At 48.8% G+C, this 8,093-nt stretch carries 8 protein-coding genes; 1 reads left to right on the forward strand and 7 read right to left on the reverse strand.

Annotation, left to right across the window (positions count from 1 at the left end; all coding sequences use genetic code 11):
* Nucleotides 1-81: 81 nt before the first annotated feature.
* Nucleotides 82-1,725 (forward strand): hypothetical protein, encoded by a 1,644-nt coding sequence (locus tag DW657_RS12005; protein WP_118312684.1) that lies wholly within the window; start codon nucleotides 82-84, stop codon nucleotides 1,723-1,725.
* A 118-nt stretch (nucleotides 1,726-1,843) separates the two neighbouring features.
* Here the strand turns inward: DW657_RS12005 and DW657_RS12010 are convergent, their stop codons facing one another.
* The 7 genes from DW657_RS12010 to DW657_RS12040 form a co-directional block, all read right to left on the reverse strand.
* On the reverse strand, nucleotides 1,844-2,446 hold the full coding sequence (locus DW657_RS12010) for an RNA methyltransferase (RefSeq protein WP_118312685.1): 603 nt from the start codon (nucleotides 2,444-2,446) through the stop codon (nucleotides 1,844-1,846).
* A 44-nt stretch (nucleotides 2,447-2,490) separates the two neighbouring features.
* Nucleotides 2,491-2,922, reverse strand: coding sequence for a SufE family protein (locus tag DW657_RS12015; protein WP_118312686.1), 432 nt, complete (start codon nucleotides 2,920-2,922; stop codon nucleotides 2,491-2,493).
* Complete coding sequence (locus DW657_RS12020) at nucleotides 2,922-4,187, reverse strand: peptidase U32 family protein (protein WP_089543039.1); 1,266 nt, start codon at nucleotides 4,185-4,187, stop codon at nucleotides 2,922-2,924. The genes DW657_RS12015 and DW657_RS12020 overlap by 1 nt, the downstream gene beginning before the upstream one ends.
* A 144-nt stretch (nucleotides 4,188-4,331) precedes the next feature.
* Entirely contained in the window at nucleotides 4,332-5,300 is a 969-nt protein-coding gene (locus DW657_RS12025) for an aldo/keto reductase (RefSeq protein ID WP_117664085.1), read from the reverse strand.
* A gap of 41 nt (nucleotides 5,301-5,341) precedes the next feature.
* Entirely contained in the window at nucleotides 5,342-6,298 is a 957-nt protein-coding gene (locus DW657_RS12030; RefSeq protein WP_118312687.1) for a sensor histidine kinase KdpD, read from the reverse strand.
* Nucleotides 6,285-7,079, reverse strand: coding sequence for a hypothetical protein (locus tag DW657_RS12035; protein ID WP_118312688.1), 795 nt, complete (start codon nucleotides 7,077-7,079; stop codon nucleotides 6,285-6,287). The genes DW657_RS12030 and DW657_RS12035 overlap by 14 nt, the downstream gene beginning before the upstream one ends.
* Before the next feature lie 75 nt (nucleotides 7,080-7,154).
* Nucleotides 7,155-7,862 carry a response regulator transcription factor gene (locus DW657_RS12040; RefSeq protein WP_118312689.1) on the reverse strand — a complete coding sequence of 236 codons (708 nt, stop codon included), beginning with the start codon at nucleotides 7,860-7,862 and terminating at the stop codon, nucleotides 7,155-7,157.
* Between the last annotated feature and the right edge of the window lie 231 nt (nucleotides 7,863-8,093).

Below are 8,093 nucleotides of genomic sequence, written 5' to 3' on the forward strand. Positions count from 1 at the left end.
GTCTTTTGAGGTTTTGATGGTTGATATTTTTATATCTTTGCATAAGGAATTTCAAACATAAACTTTCAAAAACAATTCACAATGAAAAAATCTTATCTTTATTTAATGGCGTGTGCCATGGGTGCTATGTCTTTGACTTCGTGTTCCGAAGATTCTACTCCTGCCGGTGGCGCTGGCGATAGCACTATAGAAGTGCCTTTGGCACAAGTTTCAAAACCAAAGCCTAACCCTTGGCTTGCACAGGAAGAGTATAGTATTACGCACTTCAATTCGGCTCAGACGGATGCTTTCTCGTATGAAGTCAAGGATGGAACTTTCAATATCGATCTTTCCAAGTGTCAGATGACATGGAGCGGTCCCGTGAATTTGATGACACTTGCTTCTACTTCGCCCAAGTATATGTGGGGCATGAGTAGCGATCGCGTGTCGTATCTTGATATCAGCGACGGCAAGCTTGAAAAGGTTGCAGAGGCTGGCTTGCCAGGGATTACAATGAAGACTCAGGAGCAGCTTACAAGTATGACAGCAGAGCATGCTACTTACGACGAACTTTCCAAGACAGTCACCGATATACTTGGCTCCATGCCGCAGATGTCTATGGCTAACGGTAATTATGTCTTGTGCGACAAGGATAACTATGCTTACACCAATGCAGGTCAGGTAATGGTACGTTATCGCCTTGCCAATCCTAATAATCCCAAGGAAGGTATCGTGCTGGATCATCAAATCAGACTTACCGACTTTACCTTCAACTCTTTTACTCTCGTAGGTGCTACTATGACCTATGACGGCCACCTTGTCGTGGCTGCACAGAACGGAATTCTTGTGCTGAATCGTGCTCTTACTACCATCGAGGATTCATACGCTCTTCCATCAGACCAGATTCTCACCAACTCTATCAGTATCGACGAAGATGGTGGCGTTTACGTAGCAAGTAACAGTCGCACTCCTGGCGGAAAAGGTCTTATGCAGAAACTTATCTGCAAGGACGGCAAATTCTCTACATCTCCGGCTGATGGTGCATGGCAAGCCTATTACGATGGTGGTCCGAAGGCTCCATGTATCAAACTCGGATATGGCACTGGTTCAACACCTACACTTATGGGCTTTGGCCAAGACGAGGACAAGTTGGTTGTTATTACCGATGGCTCTAAGCGTATGAAACTGGTGGCTTTCTGGCGTGACGAAATCCCGGCAGACGCAAAGCAAGTGGCAGGGTACGACAAGCGTATAGCCGGAGTGCATGAGGTTACATGCGGTCTGCCTGCATCAACAGAGTGGATACAGTCTGAGCAGTCGGTTGTAGCAGGTGGCTATGATGCCTTTGTTGTAAACAACATCAATGTTACCGATCAGGAAATAAACGATAAGATAGTAGGTGTACTTGCTATTGGTCCTATCGTCAAAGGTCCTCAAGGTGCCGAGTGTGTACGTTGGAATGCAAAGGAGAACAAGTGGAAGAGTAAGTGGGCGCGCAGCGATGTAAGTTCTGTAAGTATGATTCCTGCCGTAAGTACCAAGTCGGAGATGGTATTTGTATGTGGCTGGAACGATGCTTCGGGCTGGGAAGTTACAGGACTTGACTGGAAGAGTGGTGCCACACGTCATCGCACCATCTTGGGCAAGAGTAATCGAGCAAATGGTGCCTACGCCATCATTCAGTATCTTGCTAATGGCGACCTTTTATTCAACTCTGTTGCCGGACCAATCCGCGTAAAATATTGAGAAAACTTAATCATCATATAACTGTTAAGGTTTATTGATATACAAAAATCCCCAGCCTGCTTGAGAAAAGTAGGTTGGGGATTAACGTTTGACCCACAAACTTCGTTATGGACAGGTGCTACAACTTCAGCAGTTTGGCAAACTCCCAAACCACGATGCCGGCTGTTACGCTGACATTCAGGGAATGCTTGGTGCCAAACTGGGGTATCTCCAGGCAGCCATCGCTCATATCCACGATGTTCTGCTTCACACCCTTCACCTCGTTGCCGAAGATAACGGCGTAACCCTTTGGGAGTGAAGAGTGAAGAGTGGAGAGTGAAGAATCTGACGGCTTCTCCCCTACTTCCTTTCCGAAAATTCTTTTATGGGATTCTTCGAGGTTCTGAAGCTTAGTAGAACCCTCTACCTGCTCAATGCTATACACAAAATAGCCTTTCTGCTTCAGCTTTTCCACAGCCTCTTCGGTGGTCTTGAAGTACTCCCAATCCACGCTGTCTTCGCCGCCCAGTGCCGTCTTGTGGATTTCGGTATTGGGAGGAGTGGCGGTGATACCGCAGAGATACACCGCCTCTACTCGGAAGGCATCGCAGGAGCGGAACACGCTTCCCACATTATATAATGATCGCACATCATCCAGGACTACTATCAATGGAAGCTTCTCTGCCTCCTTGAATTCCTCCAGCGTGAGGCGATTCATCTCTATCGTTCTTAATTTACGCATAGTTATTCTGAAATGAGGGGGCTATCCCCTACTCTTTTGTATATTTATGCCTCTGCCTCCTTGGTCTTGTAAGCCAGGGCGTACATGCGAATCTGCTTGATCATCGCCAGCAGACCGTTGCTGCGGGTTGGACTCAGGTGGTCCTTCAGACCAATCTTCTCTACGAAATAGAGATCGGCATCCATAATCTCTGTTGGAGTATGACCGCTCAACACACGAATCAGGAGGGCAATGATTCCCTTTACGATGAGGGCATCGCTATCGGCTGTAAATACGAGCTTGCCATCCTCGTAGTCGCACTGCAACCATACACGGCTCTGGCAGCCGTCGATAAGGTTCTGCTCGTTCTTGTATTTCTCGTCGAGAGGAGCCAACTCGTTGCCCAAGTCGATGAGCATCTGATACTTATCCATCCAGTCGGAGAAATCCTGGAACTCCTCTACCACTTCATCCTGCAATTCATTAATTGTTGCCATTATTTTATTTCTTTAATTTCGTTTACTGTAATCAACTTATAGAGCTTATCGTTAGGGCGCACCTTATCCGGTACAGGGATAGACACTCTCCAACCCTGCTGCGCTGTTTCCACAGGCTTCAGGTCGTAGCGGATTTCATCGGCATTGAGATACATCACGCCGGTGGTGTTACCCGTAATCAGAAGTTTCTCGCCCTTGTCGAAGGTAGAAGCTTCTACGGCAACCTCTGCCACGCCCAGCTTGGAGAAGTATTTCATCACCTTGCCCACGAGCACCTTCTTCTCGGTAGCCACAGAACCATAGTGCTTGTTCCACTCGCCGAGGGTTTGACCTTGGTAGTAACCATCCCAGAAACCACGGTTGAATACGGTGGCAAGTCTTTCATCCCAGGCATCCTTCTTCTCTTCGGTGAAGGTACCATCCAATACGGAAGCTATCGCCTCCTTGTAGCACTTCACTACGGTATATACGTATTCTGGTCCACGGGCACGACCCTCAATCTTGAAGACGCGAACGCCGGCATCCATCATGCGGTCGATGAAGCGGATGGTCTTCAAGTCCTTCGGACTCATTACATACTTGTTGTCTATTTCCAGCTGGTTGCCGGTTTCGTTATCCGTAACGGTATAGCTGCGGCGGCAAATCTGAACGCATTCGCCACGGTTGGCAGAGCGGTTGGCATTAGCGAGACTCATGTAGCATTTGCCCGATACAGCCATGCACAGGGCGCCATGGCAGAACATTTCGATGCGAATCTGCTTGCCCATAGGGCCGCAGATATTCTGCTGCTCTATCTGCTCATGGATATGCTTCACCTGGTCCATGTTTAATTCACGTGCCAGAACGGAAACATCTGCAAAGCGTGCATAAAACTTCAAAGCCTCTGTGTTAGAGATATTTAACTGTGTGGAAAGGTGCACTTCCTCTCCTACTTCATTGCAATAGCTCATCACAGCCACATCGCTGGCGATGACGGCAGAGATGCCAGCCTCCTTGGCAGCATCAATGATTTCCTTCATCGTAGGGATGTCGTTGTCGTAAATCACTGTGTTGACGGTGAGGTAAGTCTTGATGCCATGCTCGTTGCAGGTGGCAGCAATCTCACGCAGGTCGTCGATAGTAAAATGATTGGCAGAATGTGAACGCATGTTCAACTTGCCGATTCCGAAATATACGGAGTCGGCACCAGCCTGAATAGCGGCAGCCAAAGACTCGCGCGAGCCCACAGGTGCCATCACTTCAAATTCGTTTATCTTTGTATTCATGAATGCAAATTTCTATTTTGGGTACAAAGGTACTGCTTTTCTTTGAAAAATCATACTAAAAGGCGCATAAAGATATATAATAAGGTATAAAAACAAAAATAGTAGCCACTAAAACCTGATATTTTAGCTGGCTACTATCTATTTCTAGAATGCCTTGGCATGAACGCATTTCATGTTCTTTTCCAGTTGGGAAGTTGAGCTGGCACCTACCAGCACGCTGGTTACGCCTTTCTGGTGGAGAATCCACGCCAGTGCCATCTCGGCGAGGGTTTCGCCACGTTCGCCGGCTTCTGCATTCCATTGCTTCAACTGCTCCATGAGTTCCGGAGTCAGGGCGCTGTGCTTCAGGAAGTGCTCCTTTGCCATGCGGCTATCGGCAGGGATTCCGTTGAGATAGCGGTCGGTGAGGAGACCTTGGGCGAGGGGAGAGAAGGAGATGAATCCTATGCCGTTTTCGTGGCAGTAGTCGAGGGTTCCGTTCTCCTGCGGTGCACGGTCGAGCATGTTGAGTCTGTCCTGGAAGATGAGCAGCGGACAGTCGCGCTCCTTCAGGTATTGATCTGCGAACTTTAATGCCTCCAGTGGCCATCGGCTGATGCCGAGATAGAGCGCCTTGCCCTGCTTCACGATATCTACCATTGCCTGAAGGGTTTCCTCGAGTGGGGTATTTGGGTCGTAGCGATGACTGTAGAAGAGATCCACATAGTCGAGATTCATGCGCTTGAGACTCTGGTCGAGGCTCGCCATCAGATACTTGCGAGAGCCCCAGTTGCCGTAAGGACCTTCCCACATATCGTATCCCGCCTTGGTAGAGATGAAGAGTTCGTCGCGATAAGGCAGGAAATCATCCTTCATCAGTCTGCCCATGGTTTCCTCGGCACTTCCGTATGGAGGACCATAGTTGTTGGCAAGGTCGAAGTGGGTGATTCCGTGGTCGAAGGCATAATGGGTGATGGCACGGCTTCTCTCGTAAGGATCCACTCCTCCGAAGTTGTGCCAGAATCCCAGACTAATCTTAGGCAGCAAGACTCCGCTCTTGCCGCATCTCTGATAGAGTGCCTCTGCATCGCCATAGCGATTGGCATCGGCTGTGTAGATTCCTTTTAAGTCCATAATTCCTATTTATTTTATGTTTGAATATCTTATTCAGCTTTTTATTTCGGTAGCGAGATGGTGAATTCCGACCACTTGTCTTTCTCGCTCTTCACACTTATCTTGCCGCTATGGGCGTTGATTACCTGCAGTACGTAGTTCAGACCGATGCCGAAGCCGCCACGGGTCTTACGGGCATCCTTTTCGTGCTCAGCGGCGCGCTCAAAGCGGTTGAAGATGGTCTTCAGCTCGCTCTTGGCTATGCCGATACCCTCATCAAAAACCTTGATATACACGTTTCTGTCATCCTCCAGGGTGGAAATTTCAATGTTGATTTCCTCCTTCGAGTACTTGGTGGCGTTATCCACCAGATTGCTGATCGCCTCCTTCAGATATTCCTCGTCGGCTAGGGCAGAGGTGGCTCCAAACCGGGTGATGATATGGATCGGTTTCGCTGATTTCGCCTTGTATTTATCCACCACATCCTCTATCATCGTTTCCAAATTTACTTCCGCCTTCTGGATATGCAGCTTGCCGTGCTCCAGTTTCGAGATGGTGAGCAGGCGGTTGATGAGGGCAAGCAGATGCTGCGCCTCGTCTTCTACGATGCAGAAATATTTCTCCTTCATTTCCGGCTTCTTCTCCAGTACGCCGCTGTGCAGATACTTGGTTCCCATGATGATGGAGGTGAGCGGCGACTTCATGTCGTGAACCATCGCATAGGAGAAGTCCTCGCGCAGCAGTCGCACCCTTTCCTGCTCATCGATGTAGTTGATTTGGTCGATGAGGCTCAGGATGATCACCACCGTTGTAAGGAGCGAGGTGAGAAGGGTGAATTTGCTTTCGTAGAAGGCTGCGAGCAGAGCCTGTGCCCTGACATCCGGTGCCAGGTTCCAGGGCGTCTCAAATCCCATCTGGTGAACGGTCATCTCGAAAGAGTTCCACATCCAGAACAGCTGCATGCAGAGCACGGCTATCAGTGCCGTGGTGCTGAGTGCCTTGGCTCTATTCGTCTTCATCTTTCACAAGCATTTCAGGCAGTTTCCTGCTCAGGGCAGCGAATCCACCTATAGTTAAGGCTGTGCCGGCTATCAGGAGCAATATGCCGAGCACTTTCGATTCAAAATGGAAGGGAACCAGACTGGATATGAAATAGAGCACGATGAGAATGATGGTGCTGCGTGTCTTGCCGTATATCCAGCTGCAATAGCAGAGGGAGATAAAACCGAGCACGGTCAGATCTACATTGATATCACCACTGGTTGTTACCGACATCATGCATGCAGGCAGCATCATGATCGAGAGGGTAAGCAGCTGCACCCATCTCTTCTTGCCGCAGCGGATCAGTTCCTCCTGAATGGCGCCGAAGAAGATGTAGGCAGATATAAACGATCCGATGATATTGTATGGCAGGAAACCGAGATAGCTTATCTCCATCATCTGTTTGGGCAGGAAGTCGAGATGGAAGAGGTTCATGGTGGAATAGAAGACCATGGTGAAGCCCAGAATCGGCATGGTGCAAATGGTCATCGCCTTCCATTTGGCGGCAGGAATCACCTTTCCAAGCGAGAACCTGGAGAATTTGTAATGTCCGAAGGTGAACCATACGATGAGTATGCCCAGAAATCCGATGACAAACATAAACGGATAGATGGATTCCTCCAGGGCTCCTATCTGCTGGCTGTGGGAGCCCGAAGGGATGTTCAGTGCCATGTAGAGTCCCACCAGGAATCCTCCCAGGAAGATGGTGCTGAGATATTCAGCCAGGAACAGTATGTAGTATAATATCGCTTTCAGCATAATGATGTCTTTTCTGTCTTTTTTTCTTTATTCTAATTTGATTCTCGTATAATGTTATGAAGGGGTGGGGGATGCTCATTCTGCGATGAGCTTGAATCCCACTCCTCTGATGGTTTTCAGTTCTACGGCTGGTTCGTCTTCCAGTGCCGTGCGGATTTTCTTGATGAATACATCCAGGCTTCTGGAAGCGAAGTAATCCTTGTCTTCCACGCCCCAGAAGCGGCTCAGTACGGCTTCCCGGCGCACCACCTCGTTCTTGTTTACCACCAGCAGTTCGAGGATTTTTGCCTCCCGGGCGGTAAGCATCTTCTCGTTGCCTTCCTGCGTATCTTTCAGGGTGGCGTGGTTGGCATCCAGTGTATATCTTCCCAGCTTGATCTGGCAGCTGGCATTCTCGCTGCGCTTTCCGGCTTTCAGCTGGATGAGGCTGTGGATGTGGGCATCAAGCTCTTCGGGAATAAAAGGCTTCTTGATATAGTTGTTGGCTCCGGCGGCATAACCTGCCTTCAGGTCCTTGGGTGAGGTGAGACCGGTGGTAAAGAGGATGATGGTTTCTCCATCCACCTCTCGGATGTTCTTCACCATTTCGATGCCGTCCATGATAGGCATGTCGATATCCGATACGATGACGTCTGGCTGAAAGTCTCTCCACGCCTTCAGTCCTTCCTTGCCGTTAACGGCGGTTTTCACTTCATATCCTCCGATGATATCCTCGAAGCAGCTTTTCTCCATATAGGCGAGGTTTTCATCATCCTCAACCAGGAGTAACTTAGTATCAGCCATAATCTTATCCGTTTTTGATGATTACGGGAGCCAAATCAGCCATTGTCTCCTTTTCCGCTGCAAAGATACATCTTTTTTGTGAAAAAGCCATATTAAAAGTGGGAGATTAACTTAAAGATAACGTTGGCGCCTTATCTCAGAATGGCAGTGCAAAGATACGGCTTTTTGGGGGAACCACCAAATTTTGGTTGGCGATAAGGGGCGATTTTCAGCAGCTTTCAATTTGAAACT

It is taken from the genome of Prevotella sp. AM23-5, from assembly GCF_003473645.1.
Taxonomy (GTDB): domain Bacteria; phylum Bacteroidota; class Bacteroidia; order Bacteroidales; family Bacteroidaceae; genus Prevotella; species Prevotella copri_A.

What these genes read in the sequence shown, in the direction of transcription:
- DW657_RS12030 (WP_118312687.1), bottom strand. Translation starts at nt 6,298, where the DNA reads ATGAAGACGAATAGAGCCAAGGCACTCAGCACCACGGCACTGATAGCC.
- DW657_RS12005 (WP_118312684.1), top strand. Translation starts at nt 82, where the DNA reads ATGAAAAAATCTTATCTTTATTTAATGGCGTGTGCCATGGGTGCTATG.
- DW657_RS12015 (WP_118312686.1), bottom strand. Translation starts at nt 2,922, where the DNA reads ATGGCAACAATTAATGAATTGCAGGATGAAGTGGTAGAGGAGTTCCAG.
- DW657_RS12040 (WP_118312689.1), bottom strand. Translation starts at nt 7,862, where the DNA reads ATGGCTGATACTAAGTTACTCCTGGTTGAGGATGATGAAAACCTCGCC.
- DW657_RS12010 (WP_118312685.1), bottom strand. Translation starts at nt 2,446, where the DNA reads ATGCGTAAATTAAGAACGATAGAGATGAATCGCCTCACGCTGGAGGAA.
- DW657_RS12035 (WP_118312688.1), bottom strand. Translation starts at nt 7,079, where the DNA reads ATGCTGAAAGCGATATTATACTACATACTGTTCCTGGCTGAATATCTC.
- DW657_RS12020 (WP_089543039.1), bottom strand. Translation starts at nt 4,187, where the DNA reads ATGAATACAAAGATAAACGAATTTGAAGTGATGGCACCTGTGGGCTCG.
- DW657_RS12025 (WP_117664085.1), bottom strand. Translation starts at nt 5,300, where the DNA reads ATGGACTTAAAAGGAATCTACACAGCCGATGCCAATCGCTATGGCGAT.